The sequence below is a fragment of the Anaerotruncus colihominis genome, assembly GCF_010206195.1.
In the GTDB taxonomy this organism is placed as follows: Bacteria; Bacillota; Clostridia; order Oscillospirales; family Ruminococcaceae; genus Anaerotruncus; species Anaerotruncus colihominis_A.
In genome coordinates this window covers 162,751-178,302 of the sequence record NZ_VIQT01000003.1, presented here as the reverse complement: position 1 = coordinate 178,302, position 15,552 = coordinate 162,751, and the positions used below count along the sequence as shown (strand labels likewise).

The window sequence follows — 15,552 nt, the reverse complement described above, 5'->3', positions numbered from 1 at the left end:
TGGCCAGGGCGATATACTATGTTTCATATTGTGTCTGGCGGCAATACAGCCATGTGAAAAAAAGATAAAGAGGGTATCGTATGAATTTGTTGAAGAAAGTGCTGCGCGGAATCTTTTATTTTTGCGTCGGCATCAAGACAGCTTTCAAAGATTTTGTGGAATGGTATACGACCAACCGTGCCGTTCCGCGCGCGCTGCGTAACCGCGCCTCACTCGCGGTGATCGCACTGGCTGTTGTAGCCGGTGGATGGGGGTTGTTCGCGGCGCTTTCAAACGCAGACAGCATTGAGCGGCGGGAGCCCGCCGCGGCTGTTTCCCAGGGGGATGTGTCCACGCCGGATGTGCCGGAGGAGTCGGAATCGGCTTCTGCGGAAGACAGCTCCATTTCGGGGATAGACGCTTCTGTGCCGGATAATGGGGATATTATTTCAGCGCCTTCACAGGACATGGCGGTGGTTTCGACTGTTCAGACGACACAGGTGGCGGCGGCTTCAACGTCGGAATCCGATACAAGCGTTGATGCGCTTGCCGGTGCGACGCGCTTTACGCCGGTAACGGCTGACCAGCTTTCCCGGCTGATCAAATCGCGCGCGAAGGATTACCAGGAGAATCCGGTTAATACGCCGCCCTCGGCAGGTGATATCAATGCCTGGAAAGCGGTAAACTCCGATGTATTTGGTTGGATCACCGTTCCAAATACAAATATCAGTTATCCGCTTGTTTATCATACAAATACCAACTATTATACAAGCCTTGGCTATTATAAGGAGCCGAGCCGCAACGGCGTTATCTGGGCTGATGCAGATACACGTTTCGATTCCAGCGGTGAAGTGACTTCGCGCAATCTGGTTTTGTATGGACACAACTGGACGAACTGCTGGAGGCCTGTGCGCATCGGTAATCCCGCTGATGTGATGTTTGCGCAGCTCGCCGCGTATGACGATGCGACCTTTGCAAAAGAGAACCAATACATAAGAATCGCAACCACAGGCGGCGATCACCTCTATCAGGTGTTTACAGTATTCTATACAGATCTGAGCTTTGGTTACAACTATGCGGATGGCGCTGTTGTCAATCAGATTATCAGTACTGCGAAAGCCAAGAGCATCCACGATTTTGGCGTGTCGGTTGGAGCGACCGATCAGATTGTAACGCTTTCGACCTGCACGCGCGTCCTTGGACCTGGAGATAATCAGCGTTTCGTTGTTATGGCAAAAAAGGTTAGCTGATCCGCCAAATGAAAAAATCCCCTCCGGCCGGAGGGGATTTTGCATCCCTTCAGGATGCAAAATTCGTATGATATCTTTACAGGCGCGTTTGACGTCCTGCGGCCCTTGGGAGGAAATTTGTGTTTAAAGAATTTATATTTTCCATACTGCGTCCCTTTTTGACGGCATACGCTATGCTGCGTTTTCATTCGATATGGGGATTGAAGGCGCATTTGCAGACGCACCCAAACCGTTTGCTCCGGCTTGTATATGGCCATTACTTTTTGCGGCGCGGCTGTTTTGTTGGCTTGCCGAGCACCTTTGCAGGCAAGCCATGCCTACCTCATGGATGGCAGGGAATTTTTATTTCAAATGAAGCGAAAATTGGCCGTGATGTCACTATTTTTCAGCAGGTGACAATTGGTTCGAACAACCTGCCAGGCAGCAAGAGCGAGGGAGCGCCGGTTATCGGCGATTATGTTTATATTGGCGCGGGTGCGAAAATTATTGGCGGCGTGACGATCGGCGATCACTGCCGCATTGGCGCTAATGCTGTGGTCTATACGGATATGCCGCCGCATTCTGTCGCTGTCTGTGCGCCGACACGTATCATTCAAAAGCAGTCGCTTGACAACACCTATACGACGGTGCTTGATGGACAGACATACCAGTTCCGGGAGGGGAAGCTGACTCGGGTGTAATCTTGGTCTTGTTTCATAAGCATCAGGCTTTTATTTTACAAGAAAAGCCAAGTCCTTATGGGCTTGGCTTTTGATTATGGCGGGTAACTCCTTTTGAAAAAGACTGCCGCTTGCAGGATGCGCGCCAACCGCGTGGCGTCTGCTACGCTTCCTGCCGGCGGAAAGCTCTGCATTTGAAAAGGCATCTTGCGGCCTGCGGACCGCGCTTTTATGAGGGCTGCGGCCCGGGAACAGGACTTTACCCTCGAGAAAGGCCAGGACCCCGCGAGGGGCCCTGGCCTTTCTTTCACCCACCGCCTTCCCTAAAAGGCGGGCGAAAACTTTTGATCGCGATGCGCCTGTCACACTATTTGCAGCGCAACCTGTATAAACGCAGTGTTTACCCCACTGTTCGCGGCACAGCCGAACTAAGTTTTTCGCCGAGGCCTTTTTTCAAAAAGGCCGGAAAGTTTTTCGCTGAGGCCTTTTTTCAAAAAGGCCGGAAAGTTTTTTGCTGAGGCCTTTTTTCAAAAAGGCCGGAAAGTTTTTCGCTGAGGCCTTTTTTCAAAAAGGCCGGGAAGTTTTTCGCTGAGGCCTTTTTTCAAAAAGGCCGGGAAGCTTTTCGCTGAGGCCTTTTTTCAAAAAGGCCGGAAAGTTTTTCGCTGAGGCCTTTTTTCAAAAAGGCCGGGAGAAAGCGGGAATGTTATTCTGTGACCTTGTCCATGGTTTTGAGCGGGTCGGCCCATTTGCCGGCGACCTTCATGGCGAAGTGCAGATGCGGATCAAGCGCGATTTCAGAAGGGATTTCGCCGATGGCGCCGATTGCCTGCCCCACCTGGACGGTATCGCCTTCCTTGATAAGCACATTCTTATCAAGGCCGCAATAGATGGAAACGATGTCGTCATGATGTGTGATCTCCACGGTCATACCCATAAGAGGATCATCGCGCACGGCGCTTACCTTGCCGTCACAGGCAGCCTTAACAGAGGCGCCTTTTTCAGCTTTGATATCGATGCCGTCGTGCGTGCGCCATTCCTTGAGCGTGGCATTCTTCACAAGCTCGTTGTTGCTATAGGGAGCGAAAATTTCTCCGGAGAGCGGCAAGATGAAGGAAGACGGCTGCGGCTCGGGCTGCGCCTTGACCTCGGCGGATGGCTCGGAGGCAGCGGGCGCCGCTGCGGAAGGTGACGAGGAAGCAGTAGATGAGGAGGAGGAAGCGGACGGCTTGTTGTTGTCTACGCCAACGCCGCTCTGAGCTTTTCCGGCTTCCTCCAAATCGGGGAAACCATAGGTTGGCTCCGGCGTGCTGGCTGTAGAAGGGGTTTGCTGTTGTTCAATAATTTCATTGTTGTTTTGATCGATCCGGTCGATCGTTTTGTCAACAGCGACCCATGCCGCAGTTCCCGCGCCGACAACACAAATTGCAAGCGCGATGTAAAAACCTTTGCCTGCCATGAATTTACTGAATTTGCTCTTAGGATTATACGAATCATTCATTTTGTGGTTAACACCTCCGGTATTATTTTGAACCCCTGCGAATCTGTTTATACCTTTGCCAAATTTTCTTTCGATACTTTGCCGATTTATTTTTGAAATAATTCACGCACGCCGATGATCAGCAGCAGCCCAGCAAATAATTTGCCTAAAAGGCCGCCGCCCGCAAGCCCGCCAAGCCAAACGCCAAGCAGTACGGCGGGTAATCCCGCAAGTATACAGACGCCCGCGGCTTTCCAACTGATCAACCCGTTGCGCGCATGAAATACAATGGAAAGCACGGCGATCGGCAGAAAGAAAATTAAATTGATCCCCTGCGCTTCAAATTGGCCGACGCCGCCGAACACGCGCAGATAAAGCAGCAGTACCGCGCCCGCGCCCATACCAAGCGAGCCGAGCAGGCCGCTTGCGAGCGATACGGCAATGATAACAGGCCAGCTCATTGCAAAAGCAGGCGCACAGCCGAATAAAGCACAACCGCGCCGAAGATGCGATGCAGCCATGCAGTCTTGACACGCGGCAAAAGCAGCGTACCAAGCCAGGCGCCAAGCAGTCCGAACGGTATGAAGCGCGCCGCGGCTGCTAAATCGATATAGCCGCGCTTCAGATAGAGCAGGCTGCTTGCGATGGACAGCGGCAAGATGATCGCGATCGACGTTGCATGAGCGCGCTGCGCCGGCAGGCCGTCGCGTTGAAGCATCGGCACAACGACCATACCGCCGCCGGCGCCAAACAGCCCGTTCAGCAGCCCGGCAGCCGCGCCGGTTACAATGAATTTCAGCTTTTTCATGCGGTTCCCCTTTCCGGCGCGGTTTTTAACGTGCTTGAATAAAAGAAATTGTCGTTTGCAGAAAATATAGAGACTTTCCATTTTTCAAACGCAGTTCGAGATTTGGCGATCCGCGCGCAGATTTATATGGCTTGGGCAGGCGGCGTTTTGTGCGGCAGGCAAAGGATCTGACAAAAAGCGCCGCTTGGGAATAGCTTTCCAAGCGGCGCTTTTTTTATTCAACAGCAGATACAGGATTCAGGGACGCCGGCTGCCTTTTTCAAGCAGCCGGCGTCCCCAATAAAATTGCATATGTAGATTTATTTTGTACCAAAAATGCGGTCGCCGGCGTCACCCAGACCAGGGACAATATACATATGGTCGTTCAGACGCTCGTCAAGCGCGCCGACATAGACCTGAACGTCCGGATGCGCCTTTTCCATTGCGGCAAGCCCCTCGGGCGCGGCGATAATGCACATGAACTTGATACTTGTACAGCCGTGCTCTTTGAGCTGATTGATTGCATCAATGGCTGAACCGCCCGTTGCAAGCATCGGATCGAGCACAATAATGTCGCGCTCCTGTACGTCGGAGGGCAGCTTGCAGTAATATTCAACGGGTTGGTGCGTGTCAGGATCGCGATACATGCCAATATGCCCGACCTTCGCGGCTGGAACGAGTGAAAGCAGGCCGTCGACCATGCCGAGGCCCGCGCGCAGGATCGGGACAAACGCGACCTTGCGTCCGGAAATCACTTTTGATTTCGCCACACAGATCGGCGTTTCAACCTCGACGGTTTTCATCGGCATATCACGTGTCGCCTCATAGCACATGAGCATGGCAATTTCATTAATCAGCTCGCGGAACTCCTTGGAACCGGTGTTCTTGTCGCGCAGCAGCGTGATTTTGTGCTGAATCAGCGGATGATCCATAATAAACGGTTTAGCCATATTGCTTATCCTCCTGTAAGCGGGGCGGCCATGCGGCGCCCCGCGTCATTATTTTTAACAGTCAGAAACGCGTGTTCAGCGGTTTTCCAAAGCGGCGATCTTATCAATACGGCGCTGATGACGGCCGCCCTCAAACTCCGTGTGTAAAAACACATCGATCAGCTCAATCGCCGCGCCGGGACCGATCACACGACCGCCCATGCACAGCACGTTCGCATCGTTGTGCAGGCGCGTATATTTGGCGCTGAAGTAATCGGAACAGCAGGCAGCCCGGATGCCCTTGATCTTATTGGCGGCCATCGAAATACCAATGCCGGTTCCACAGAATAAAAGCGCCTTGTCACATTCACCGGAAATAACCGCGTCGCAGGCGGGCGCGGCCATATCGGCGTAGTCACAGGACGCACCGTCGTGTGTACCGAAATCCTTATAGGAGATCTGTCGTTCATTAAGCCAGGCTTTGACCTCCTCTTTGAGGGCAAAACCACCGTGGTCGGCTGCAAGTGCGAGCATCGTTAACATCCTTCCCTTCCTGATGATGGAGCGCCGCCGGCCCTGGCCAGACGTTCCCGTTCGGCCTGCGGCAGACGCAGATATACGGGGGCGAGCGCATCGGGCGGCACAGCACCAGCCGCGCACGCCGCGGCAGCGAGCGCGGCTGAGGACGCGCGTGCGAAAAGCAGCGCAGGCGTGGGCAGCCGTAGGCTTTGCAAACGCCCATTCAATTTATTATAGCACATTTGTGCTCCGTCTCCAACAAGAAATACAGGCGTTTCCAAATTTTCAAGCCGTTCGGCGAGCGTATCAAGCGCAACGGCCTCATCGGGAAAAAGGCGCTCAAGGCCGCTGTCCGTCCAGCGAAACAGCGCTGTATAGACCTGATTGCAGCGTGCATCCAGCACAGGCGCGACAGTGCTGGGGATACCGCACAGGTTCCAGGCGAGCGCCTCGAGCGTAGATATGCCGATGCAGGCGCGGCCGAGCGCATGCGCCATACCCTTGACGGCGGACAATCCAATACGAAGGCCGGTAAAGGAACCGGGGCCTTCTGTGACAGCGAAGAGGCCGACGGATTCAATGGAGGTTTGTGTTTGGGCAAACAGCCCCTCGATCATCGGCATCAGCGTTTGTGAGTGCGTCAGACGGACATTTGCAAAGCATTCGCCAAGCAGACAGCCGTCTTCGACGAGCGCGCACGAGGCCGATTGGGACGAAGTGTCAACAGCGAGGATACGCATCAAAAGGGTCCTCCTTCCAGTGTGATCACGCGCGTGTCGTCGTCAATCCGCTCAAAGCGTACATGTATTGTATTTGGGGGCAACGCCTCGGCAGCATTTTCGCTCCATTCAATAAACAGGACGCCGCCGCGGTCCAGATAATCGTAAAAGCCGGTCGATTCAAGATCATAGACATCCCGGATACGGTACAGGTCAAAGTGGAACAGCGCCAGCGGGCCGCGCGTATACTCCTGTACGAGTGCGAAAGTCGGGCTGGAGACTTCATCGTCAAGCCCCAGACCGCGCGCCAGACCGCGTGCAAATGCTGTTTTGCCCATCCCCATGCCGCCGCGGCAGGCGAGCGTATCGCCCGCGCGCAGCTTCGCCGCGCATTGCGCGGCAAGCTGCTCTGTTTCAAGGACGCTGTGACTGGTGAATTCGGTCAATCAAAAACGCTCCCTATCCTTGTTGGTCTAAGAAGCTGTACCAATAGGAGACGCACACGCCTTGGCGGAACATTCCCCGCCTGAACTGCGTCAGAAAGGCTTGAAATCCGCTAGGATTCCTGCGCTTTCCGTCCTTGCCGGACAAAAGATTCTTACGCCAATCCATATACTTCCCCCAATTGGTACAGCTTCTAAAAATACATCAGAACAACCCGGAGATACGCCCATCGGCGCCGACGTCGATCTGACAGGCGGCCGGCGCCTTGGGCAGGCCAGGCATCGTCATGATATCGCCTGTTAAAGCGACGATGAAACCGGCGCCGGCGGATAGGCGGATTTCCTTGACGTTCAGGGTGAAGCCCGAGGGACGCCCAAGCTTGGATGGGTCGTCCGAAAGGGAATACTGTGTCTTTGCGATACAGACCGGGAGATCGGATTTACCGAGAGTCTCGATCTCGACGACCATCTTTTCAGCGGCCGGTGTATAGGCAACAGCACCCGCGCCGTAGATCTGCGTTGCGATCGCGAGAATTTTTTCCTTGACTGGCAGGGCTGCGTCGTAGAGCACACGAAAGTCGGACGGCTCTGCGCACGCCTCAACAACAGCCTCAGCCAGCGTCTTGCCTCCGTCGCCGCCATGCGCGAACACCTCGGACAGCGCGAAGCGGCAGCCTGTATGCGCGCAGAAATCGGACAGGATTTGCAGCTCGCCGTCGCTGTCCGTTTCAAAGCGGTTGATCGCCACGACAACAGGCACGCCGTATTTCTGCATGTTTTCAACATGTGCCGCCAGATTGACAAGCCCGCGCCGCAGAGCCGCCTCGTCCGGGCTCGCTGTTTCGGCTTTGGGGACGCCGCCGTTATATTTGAGCGCACGCACCGTCGCGACCAATACCACCGCCGAAGGCGCAAGCCCCGCGCAGCGGCATTTGATATCCATAAACTTTTCAGCCCCGAGGTCCGAACCGAATCCGGCCTCTGTAATCACATAGTCAGCCAGCTTGAGAGCCAGTTTTGTCGCGCGCACGGAATTACAGCCGTGCGCGATGTTTGCAAACGGACCGCCATGCATAAGCGCCGGGGTATTTTCAAGCGTTTGAACAAGGTTCGGCTTGAGCGCGTCCTTTAAGAGCGCAGCCATCGCGCCGTGAGCCTGCAAATCGCGGGCATAGACGGGTTTCTGATCGAAGGTATAGGCCACAAGGATATCGCCCAGGCGTTTTTTCAGATCGGCCAGGTCTGCCGCAAGGCAGAGGATTGCCATCACCTCGGACGCGACCGTAATCATAAAGCCGTCCTCGCGCGGCACGCCGTTAACACGGCCGCCAAGCCCCACGACAACATTGCGCAGCGCACGGTCGTTCATATCCATACAGCGTTTGATCAGAATCCGGCGCTGGTCGATCCCAAGCGCGTTACCCTGCTGAAGGTGATTGTCCAGAAGGGCGCAGAGCAGGTTGTTGGCCGCGGTGATCGCATGCATATCGCCGGTGAAATGTAGGTTGATATCCTCCATTGGAACCACCTGCGCATATCCGCCGCCGGCGGCTCCGCCCTTGATGCCGAACACCGGACCGAGCGAGGGCTCACGCAGTGCAATGACGGCGTTTTTGCCGATTTTTTTCATCGCCTGCCCAAGCCCGACGGTCGTTGTCGTTTTTCCTTCGCCGGCAGGGGTGGGATTGATAGCCGTGACAAGCACCAGTTTTCCGTCCGGCCGTCCGGCAAGACGTGTGAAAATCGATTCCGACAGCTTAGCTTTAAAACGCCCATACGGCTCAAGCTCCTCCGGCAGAATTCCAAGACGGCCGGCGATCTCTGTGATCGGCAGCATGGAAGCTGCCTGTGCGATTTCAATATCAGATTTCATGCGATCCTTCCTTTCAAGGCGTTGGGACTGCTTGAAAAATCGAAATCCCCGCCTTTTTCTACAAACAGCGGCGAATGCTGTCTTAAAAAGCCTGGGAATCCGAAAGAATGCCTACATCTTTTACCTTGCATTCTCCTTCTGTCTGCGAAAAATCCGGCAATTCCTTTATTATCAAACAAGCCCGGAGCGGCCGCAAGCATAATTGTCTGGCAGCCTTCAATTGCCGCTGAACAAATTCTTGGTGCTGTGCATATAGACCGAAAGCGCGATACCGATGCCAAGATAGCTTGCGAGCACCGATGATCCGCCATAGGACAAAAAAGGCAGGGTAATGCCGATGACTGGAAGAACGGTCAGGTTCATGCCGATGTTGACGATGGACTGCCCAGCGATCATAGCAAATACGCCTACACAGATTTGCCGGCCGAGGGTATCCTCGGCCAGCCGCGCGTCGTGTAATAGCTTGCAGCAGAGCGCGATGATTGCCACGATCGTTGCAAGGCTACCGACAAAGCCGAGCGACTCGGCGATGAATGAAAACATAAAATCACTTGAAAGGATAGGCACGTATACATGCCCGTCCGTAAAGATTCCCTTACCCCACACAAGTCCCGAACCGATGGCCAAACGAGCCTGATCCTGTTGATAGCCCAAGGCGGCGTCCGGTGTAAACAGCGAAAGAATACGTCCGCGCTGATCGTCGTTCATGATGCGCATCCATATGAACGGCGCGGCCGCAGCCGCGGCCGCAAAGGCCGCAAGGATATAGCGCCAGTTGAGTCCCGCCGCGAAGATCATGAATACAAAGATCATCGCAATGGCGAGCGCCGTGCCATCGTCGCCTTGGAAATGCACCAGCAGGACAGGGGCAGCGCCATGCAGGCAAAGCGCCAGAACATTCTGAGGGCGGTTGATCTGTTCCCGCAAAATATACAGGTGATAGGCGAACGCAAGAATAAATGAAATTTTGAGCAGTTCTGTCGGCTGGAGCGTCATACCGCCGGGCATCTGCAGCCAGGAACGGTCCTCAGGGCGCTCCCGCGTACCAACGCCGATGACAAAGGTGAGCAGCACCAGTCCATATGCGGCCGGCACATGCAGTTTCCATAGCTTGCCGAGGGTTTTGTAATCAAAGGTGGATAAAAAGACGGCACATGCCGCACCGCCAACAGCGGCGCCCGCCTGTACGGCGATGGTACGCAGCCCTACGGAAGCGGCGTTGATTGGCGAGCCATAAAAATGGATGCCGCAGAGCAACACAACGCTGAACGTGGACAACCCCAAGCAGAGCAGCCAGAGCCAACGGTCGGTATGACGTATATAATGAGAGATCACTCGGAATAAGCTTTTCATAGGATATCTTTCCGGCTTTCCGCGCAAAGCCTGCGAGAGCCTGTCTTAAATTTCCGCAACCCGTCGTTTCGGGCGCTCAGCGGACGAATATGCAAAGCGTTGGGTTGTCTGCGCTGCGGGCGCGGCTATCCTTTATATTATATTAAAAAGCGCCCGTCATTGCAAGACTTGTCCCGTTCGCCTTTGCGCGATTCCGGCCTTTTTTCAAAAAGGCCGGAGCAAAATCCACGCCAGCCGCGCGACGCCTGTCATGGATTTTGCTGGGGGCAGCCTGGCGCGCGCGACCCGTGCGCGGGTCGCTCACCGCCGGGCGCTAGGGCGCGCGCGACCCGTGCGCGGGTCGCTCACCGCCGGGTGCTTCGCTTGCCCGGCCGGCTATTCGGGGCTCTCCGGCGGCTATAGCCGCCGGGCGCGGACAAGCCGCGGCAGCGCCCCTCAGCGCGCCTCACAAGGGGAGGGTCGAGCGACCCCTCCCCTTATGTTATCCCCACCTCTGCCTGGCGCGATCGTACCAGGCGCACGCCAGTACGTCCGGCGGGGAATTGTTAAACTGCGCCCACCCCACTGTTCGCGGCGCAGCCGAACTAAGTTTTTCGCCGAAGCCTTTTTTCAAAAAGGCTGGAAAGCGGGCGCTGGCAAAATCCATGCCAGCCGCGCGGCGTCTGTCACGGATTTTGCTGGGGGAAGTGGGGCGCGTCTGAACGGGTGTCTTGCGGCCTGCGGGCCGCGCTTTTTATGAGGGCTGCGGCCCGGGGATAAGGGCTCTGCCCTCGATGGCGGCCAAAACCCGCAAGGGGCCTTGGCCGCCGTCTCACCCGCCGCCTTTTGAAAAAGGCGGGCGAAAACTTTTGATCGACGCGGCGTAAATCAGATTTACTGCGCCCGCCCCACTGTTCGCGGCGCAGCCGAACTAAGTTTTTCGCCGAAGCCTTTTTTCAAAAAGGCTGGAAAGTTTTTCGCCGAGGCCTTTTTTCAAAAAGGCTGGAAAGTTTTTTGCCAAGCTTTTTTTCAAAAAAGCGGGAAAAAGCTGAGCCTCCGTCGGAGGACGGAGGCCCTTTAAAAATCAGCGGGGATATTTGATCGCAGCCTGCGCAGCGGCAAGACGGGCGATCGGCACACGGAACGGCGAGCAGGAGACATAGTTGAGGCCAACACGATGGCAGAACTCGACAGAGGTCGGGTCGCCGCCGTGCTCGCCGCAGATGCCCAGATGAATGTCGGGGCGTGTCTGACGGCCAAGCTTGACAGCCGTTTCAACCAGTTTGCCGACGCCCTTCTGATCGAGGTGTGCAAACGGATCGGATTCATAGATCTTGTTCTCGTAATAGTAGTTAAGGAACTTGCCGGCGTCGTCACGGCTGAAGCCGAAGGTCATCTGCGTCAGGTCGTTCGTGCCGAAGCTGAAGAATTCGGCCTCCTTGGCGATCTCATCGGCAGTCAGCGCGGCGCGCGGGATCTCGATCATTGTACCGACCTCGTACTTCATATCGATGCCGGACTCCTTGATGATCTTATCGGCCGTCGCAACGACAACGTCCTTGACGAACTTGAGTTCCTTCTCCTCGCCAACCAGCGGGATCATGATGTTCGGGCTGATCTTGTACTGACCCTTCTTGGTGACGTTGATGGCTGCGTTGATAACAGCGGTCGTCTGCATCTCGGCGATCTCCGGATAGGAGACGCACAGGCGGCAGCCGCGATGGCCCATCATTGGGTTGAACTCATGCAGGCTTTCAATGACAGCGTGCAGCTTCTCAACGGAAATGCCCATTTCACCGGCGATCTCCTTGATGTCCTCCTCCTTGGTCGGCAGGAACTCATGCAGCGGCGGATCGAGGAAACGGATGATGACCGGGCAGCCCTCCATCGCCTCATAGATGCCCTCAAAGTCGCTCTGCTGATACGGCAGGATCTTCGCAAGGCCCTTCTTGCGGTCCTCGGTGTTGTCGGCGACGATCATTTCACGCATCGCCTTGATGCGCTCGCCTTCAAAGAACATGTGCTCGGTACGGCACAGACCGATGCCCTGCGCGCCGAAGGAACGGCCCTGCTTGGCGTCGCGCGGCGTGTCGGCGTTGGTGTAAACCTCCAGCTTGCGCGCCTTGTCGGCCCACTCCATAAAGCGGCCGAAATCGCCGGAAATGGAGGCCTCGACGGTCGGGATGGCCTGGCCGTAGATATTGCCGGTGGAGCCGTCGATGGAGATATAATCGCCCTCTTTGATCGTCATGCCGCCGAGGGTGAAGAATTTGGCGTCGTAATCGACTTCGATTTCGCCGCAGCCGGAGACACAGCAGGTACCCATGCCGCGCGCGACAACGGCCGCGTGGGAGGTCATACCGCCGCGGACGGTCAGGATACCCTGCGCGACAGCCATGCCCTCGATGTCCTCAGGGGAGGTTTCACGGCGGACAAGCACAACTTTTTCACCGCGCTCGGCCCACTCCTTGGCGTCCTCGGCGGAGAACACAACCTTGCCGCAGGCGGCGCCCGGGGAAGCGGCCAAGCCCTTGCCGATCAGCTTGGCGGCCTTGAGAGCGGCGGCGTCAAACTGCGGATGCAGCAGGGCGTCGAGCTGCTTCGGCTCCACGCGCAGGACAGCCTCGCGCTCGTCGATCATGCCTTCGTCGACGAGGTCGACGGCGACCTTCAAAGCGGCGGCGGCGGTGCGCTTGCCGTTACGGGTCTGGAGCATGTAGAGCTTGCCGGACTCGATGGTGAACTCCATGTCCTGCATGTCCTTATAATGCTTCTCAAGACGGTCGGCGATCTCAGCGAACTGGTTGTAAACCTCGGGCATGTCCTCTTTGAGGTGGCTGATCGGGGAGGGGGTGCGCACGCCGGCGACAACATCCTCACCCTGCGCGTTGATCAGGTATTCGCCGAACAGAGCCTTTTCGCCGGTGGCCGGATTGCGGGTGAACGCAACGCCCGTGCCGGAGCTTTCGCCGGAGTTGCCGAACACCATCTGCTGGACATTGACAGCGGTGCCCCAGTCATACGGGATTTCGTTCATGCGGCGGTAAACATTGGCGCGCGGGTTGTCCCAGGAACGGAAAACAGCCTTGACGGCTTCCATGAGCTGAACCTTTGGGTCGCTCGGGAAGTCCTCGCCTTTTTTCTCACGGTAAAACGTCTTAAAGCGGCGAACAAGCTCCTGCATGTCCTCAGCAGTCAGCTCAGTATCCTGCTTGACGCCCTTCTCCTCCTTGACCTGGTCGATGATCTTTTCAAATTCAGGCTTCGGCAGCTCCATGACGACATCGGAGAACATCTGAATGAAGCGACGGTAGGAGTCGTAAGCGAAACGCGGGTTGTTGGTAAATTTGGCAAAGCCCTCGACAACGGTGTCGTTAAGACCCAGATTGAGGATGGTGTCCATCATGCCGGGCATGGAAGCGCGCGCGCCCGAACGGACGGAGACGAGCAGCGGGTTGGACGGATCGGCGAACTTTTTGCCGCAGATTTCTTCCATCTTGGCAAGGCCATCATAAATCTGCTGCTGAATATCGTCGTTGATCTGGCGGCCGTCGTTATAGTACTGCGTGCACGCCTCGGTCGAGACGGTGAAGCCCTGCGGCACCGGCATACCGGCCTTTGTCATTTCGGCCAGGTTCGCGCCCTTGCCTCCGAGCAGCTCGCGCATGTCCCTGTTGCCCTCGGAGAACATGTAGACGTATTTTTTACCCACGATTGATCTACCTCCATTGTTTTTGAGCGTTTGAAAGGCGGCCCGTTTTCGCGCCGCACCGCCGGTGGACGGGAGCGGAACCCCTCAAAACGCCGCGTATTTTTGAACCCATCCGCAGATGACCCATACCCGGCGGCCATGGCCCGCGTAAAAACGTGCGGCGCGTCGGGTATGCCTGATCCGCGGACGGCGTCCACGTACATAAGGAGCCTGCCTGAAAAATCGAAGCCGCCTTTTTTCAGCCGCAATTTTTCGCTTTTCAAAACAGGCCCTGGCAGGCCGATTATTATTATAACAAGCTTTGCCCGGATTTACCACCCCCTTCATCCTTTTTTATACAAAATAATTTTAGGACAGCCGCCAAAATCCCCGCGGTCTCTCTTGAAAAGCGTCTGAAAAGTTGACATAATAGAATCAGTTCATCAATCCCGGGCGCTGCCCGGCGGAAAGGCGGAGAGAATTTGAACGAACAATCCAGGCGCGTCTGCGCCGTGATCCTGGCGGCGGGCGATGGAAAACGCATGAAGTCCGACCGCCCCAAAGCGTTGTGCGAGGTGCTTTTCAAGCCGATGCTCAAATGGGTGGAGGATGCCTGCCGCGCTGCCGGCATCGATGAAATCTGGGTGGTCGCCGGCGCGAACGCCGAACTGCTCGAGGCGGCCGCGCCGTCCTGCCGGTTTGTCTACCAGACAGAGCGGCGCGGGACGGGCCATGCGGCTATGATGGCCGCCGGGGCGTACCGCGCGGGCGGCGACGTGCTTGTGTTAAACGGCGACGCGCCGTTTGTACAGCCGCAGGCGCTATGCGATGCGCTCGCCATGCACCGCGCGCGGAAAAACGCCGTCACGCTTTTGTCAGCGCGCTTGGACGACCCGTTCGGTTATGGACGCGTCATCCGCGCCGGGGATGGAGGCGCCGCGGCGGTTGTAGAGGAAAAGGACGCCGATGAAGCGCAGCGCGCCGTTTGCGAGATCAACTCCGGGGCCTATTGGTTTGACGCCGCGTTTCTCACCAAAGCTCTGGAGGGGCTGACGCCTAAAAACGCGCAGGGCGAATATTATCTCACTGACGCGGTGGCCGCCGCAAATGCGGCGGGCCTGCGCGCTGGCGCGTTTGTCTGCCCGGATGCGGACATGACGCTCGGCGCCAACGACCGCAGGCAGCTGCGGACACTCAATGAGATCGCGCGGATGCGCGTATTGGAGCGTCACATGGATAACGGCGTCGATATCCCGTGCCTTGACGGCGTGATGATCGCGCCCGATGTGAAGATCGATCACGACGCCCGAATTTTACCGGGCACGGTGTTGCGCGGAAATACGCAAATCGGCGCGCACTGTGTGATTGGGCCGAATTCATATATTGAAAACGCCGCAATCGGCGCCGGCACGCAGGTGCTTGCTTCCTACATCACCGATTCCACAGTCGGCGCCGGCACGCGGATCGGCCCGTTTACACAGCTAAGGCCAGACAGCCATATCGGCGACGGGGTAAAGATCGGCGATTTTGTGGAGATTAAAAATTCCACCATCGGCGACCGCACCTCCCTGGCGCATCTGACGTACATCGGCGACAGCGACGTGGGAAGCGACTGCAATTTCGGCTGCGGCGTCGTGACGGCCAACTACGATGGCAATCATAAATTCCGCACGGTTGTGGGCGACCGCGCCTTTATCGGCTGCAACACCAATCTGGTGCCGCCGGTGCGCGTGGGCACCGGCGCTTATACAGCCGCCGGTACAACCGTCGACGCCGACGTGCCCGACGGGGCGCTTGCGATTGGACGTGTACGCCAGGAAATCAAGGAGGGCTGGTCGGACCGGAATATCAATTTCAAGGGCGGAAAAAAATAATTGTGCCAAAAGCGCTTGGG

Annotated in this window: 13 protein-coding genes; 3 read left to right on the top strand and 10 right to left on the bottom strand. The window is 56.5% G+C overall.

Translation table 11 applies throughout. The features are described from left to right. Window positions 1–80 precede the first annotated feature (80 nt). Window positions 81–1,229 carry a class B sortase gene (locus FMM72_RS01870; RefSeq protein ID WP_160210962.1) on the top strand — a complete coding sequence of 383 codons (1,149 nt, stop codon included), beginning with the start codon at window positions 81–83 and terminating at the stop codon, window positions 1,227–1,229. Between the two features lie 119 nt (window positions 1,230–1,348). Further along, window positions 1,349–1,909 (top strand): serine acetyltransferase, encoded by a 561-nt coding sequence (locus FMM72_RS01865; protein WP_201758603.1) that lies wholly within the window; start codon window positions 1,349–1,351, stop codon window positions 1,907–1,909. A gap of 682 nt (window positions 1,910–2,591) precedes the next feature. Here FMM72_RS01865 and FMM72_RS01860 read toward each other — a convergent pair. From FMM72_RS01860 to ppdK, 10 genes are all read right to left on the bottom strand, one after another. Then, window positions 2,592–3,386: a M23 family metallopeptidase gene (locus tag FMM72_RS01860; protein WP_162220406.1), complete on the bottom strand. Its 795-nt coding sequence runs from the start codon at window positions 3,384–3,386 to the stop codon at window positions 2,592–2,594. A gap of 86 nt (window positions 3,387–3,472) precedes the next feature. Beyond that, window positions 3,473–3,826 carry a TSUP family transporter gene (locus FMM72_RS01855; RefSeq protein ID WP_162220405.1) on the bottom strand — a complete coding sequence of 118 codons (354 nt, stop codon included), beginning with the start codon at window positions 3,824–3,826 and terminating at the stop codon, window positions 3,473–3,475. Continuing rightward, a complete protein-coding gene (locus tag FMM72_RS01850) occupies window positions 3,823–4,254 on the bottom strand; it encodes a sulfite exporter TauE/SafE family protein (protein WP_257432237.1) in 432 nt (143 codons plus the stop codon). Before FMM72_RS01850 ends, FMM72_RS01855 begins: the two co-directional genes overlap by 4 nt. A 218-nt stretch (window positions 4,255–4,472) precedes the next feature. Then, window positions 4,473–5,102: a uracil phosphoribosyltransferase gene (gene upp, locus FMM72_RS01845; protein ID WP_160210957.1), complete on the bottom strand. Its 630-nt coding sequence runs from the start codon at window positions 5,100–5,102 to the stop codon at window positions 4,473–4,475. Window positions 5,103–5,177: 75 nt separating this feature from the next. Continuing rightward, the gene (gene rpiB, locus FMM72_RS01840; protein ID WP_160210956.1) at window positions 5,178–5,624 is read right to left on the bottom strand and encodes a ribose 5-phosphate isomerase B; all 447 of its coding nucleotides are present in this window, start codon (window positions 5,622–5,624) and stop codon (window positions 5,178–5,180) included. Beyond that, window positions 5,618–6,340 (bottom strand): tRNA (adenosine(37)-N6)-threonylcarbamoyltransferase complex dimerization subunit type 1 TsaB, encoded by a 723-nt coding sequence (tsaB, locus tag FMM72_RS01835; RefSeq protein ID WP_162220404.1) that lies wholly within the window; start codon window positions 6,338–6,340, stop codon window positions 5,618–5,620. The genes rpiB and tsaB overlap by 7 nt, the downstream gene beginning before the upstream one ends. After that, window positions 6,340–6,765, bottom strand: coding sequence for a tRNA (adenosine(37)-N6)-threonylcarbamoyltransferase complex ATPase subunit type 1 TsaE (tsaE, locus tag FMM72_RS01830; protein WP_162220403.1), 426 nt, complete (start codon window positions 6,763–6,765; stop codon window positions 6,340–6,342). Before tsaE ends, tsaB begins: the two co-directional genes overlap by 1 nt. Before the next feature lie 202 nt (window positions 6,766–6,967). Continuing rightward, a complete protein-coding gene (locus tag FMM72_RS01825) occupies window positions 6,968–8,635 on the bottom strand; it encodes a formate--tetrahydrofolate ligase (RefSeq protein ID WP_162220402.1) in 1,668 nt (555 codons plus the stop codon). A gap of 216 nt (window positions 8,636–8,851) precedes the next feature. Beyond that, a complete protein-coding gene (locus tag FMM72_RS01820; protein ID WP_162220401.1) occupies window positions 8,852–9,988 on the bottom strand; it encodes an FtsW/RodA/SpoVE family cell cycle protein in 1,137 nt (378 codons plus the stop codon). A 1,063-nt stretch (window positions 9,989–11,051) separates the two neighbouring features. Further along, window positions 11,052–13,679 carry a pyruvate, phosphate dikinase gene (ppdK, locus tag FMM72_RS01815; RefSeq protein ID WP_162220400.1) on the bottom strand — a complete coding sequence of 876 codons (2,628 nt, stop codon included), beginning with the start codon at window positions 13,677–13,679 and terminating at the stop codon, window positions 11,052–11,054. 461 nt (window positions 13,680–14,140) lie between these two features. Between ppdK and glmU the strand changes: the two genes are divergently transcribed. Then, window positions 14,141–15,532, top strand: a complete 1,392-nt coding sequence (gene glmU / locus FMM72_RS01810) for a bifunctional UDP-N-acetylglucosamine diphosphorylase/glucosamine-1-phosphate N-acetyltransferase GlmU (protein ID WP_257432241.1) — start codon at window positions 14,141–14,143, stop codon at window positions 15,530–15,532. The last annotated feature ends 20 nt before the right edge of the window (window positions 15,533–15,552 follow it).

What these genes read in the sequence shown, in the direction of transcription:
- FMM72_RS01870 (WP_160210962.1), top strand. Translation starts at nt 81, where the DNA reads ATGAATTTGTTGAAGAAAGTGCTGCGCGGAATCTTTTATTTTTGCGTC.
- rpiB (WP_160210956.1), bottom strand. Translation starts at nt 5,624, where the DNA reads ATGTTAACGATGCTCGCACTTGCAGCCGACCACGGTGGTTTTGCCCTC.
- upp (WP_160210957.1), bottom strand. Translation starts at nt 5,102, where the DNA reads ATGGCTAAACCGTTTATTATGGATCATCCGCTGATTCAGCACAAAATC.
- FMM72_RS01825 (WP_162220402.1), bottom strand. Translation starts at nt 8,635, where the DNA reads ATGAAATCTGATATTGAAATCGCACAGGCAGCTTCCATGCTGCCGATC.
- FMM72_RS01820 (WP_162220401.1), bottom strand. Translation starts at nt 9,988, where the DNA reads ATGAAAAGCTTATTCCGAGTGATCTCTCATTATATACGTCATACCGAC.
- FMM72_RS01860 (WP_162220406.1), bottom strand. Translation starts at nt 3,386, where the DNA reads ATGAATGATTCGTATAATCCTAAGAGCAAATTCAGTAAATTCATGGCA.
- tsaB (WP_162220404.1), bottom strand. Translation starts at nt 6,340, where the DNA reads ATGCGTATCCTCGCTGTTGACACTTCGTCCCAATCGGCCTCGTGCGCG.
- FMM72_RS01855 (WP_162220405.1), bottom strand. Translation starts at nt 3,826, where the DNA reads ATGAGCTGGCCTGTTATCATTGCCGTATCGCTCGCAAGCGGCCTGCTC.
- FMM72_RS01850 (WP_257432237.1), bottom strand. Translation starts at nt 4,254, where the DNA reads ATGGAAAGTCTCTATATTTTCTGCAAACGACAATTTCTTTTATTCAAG.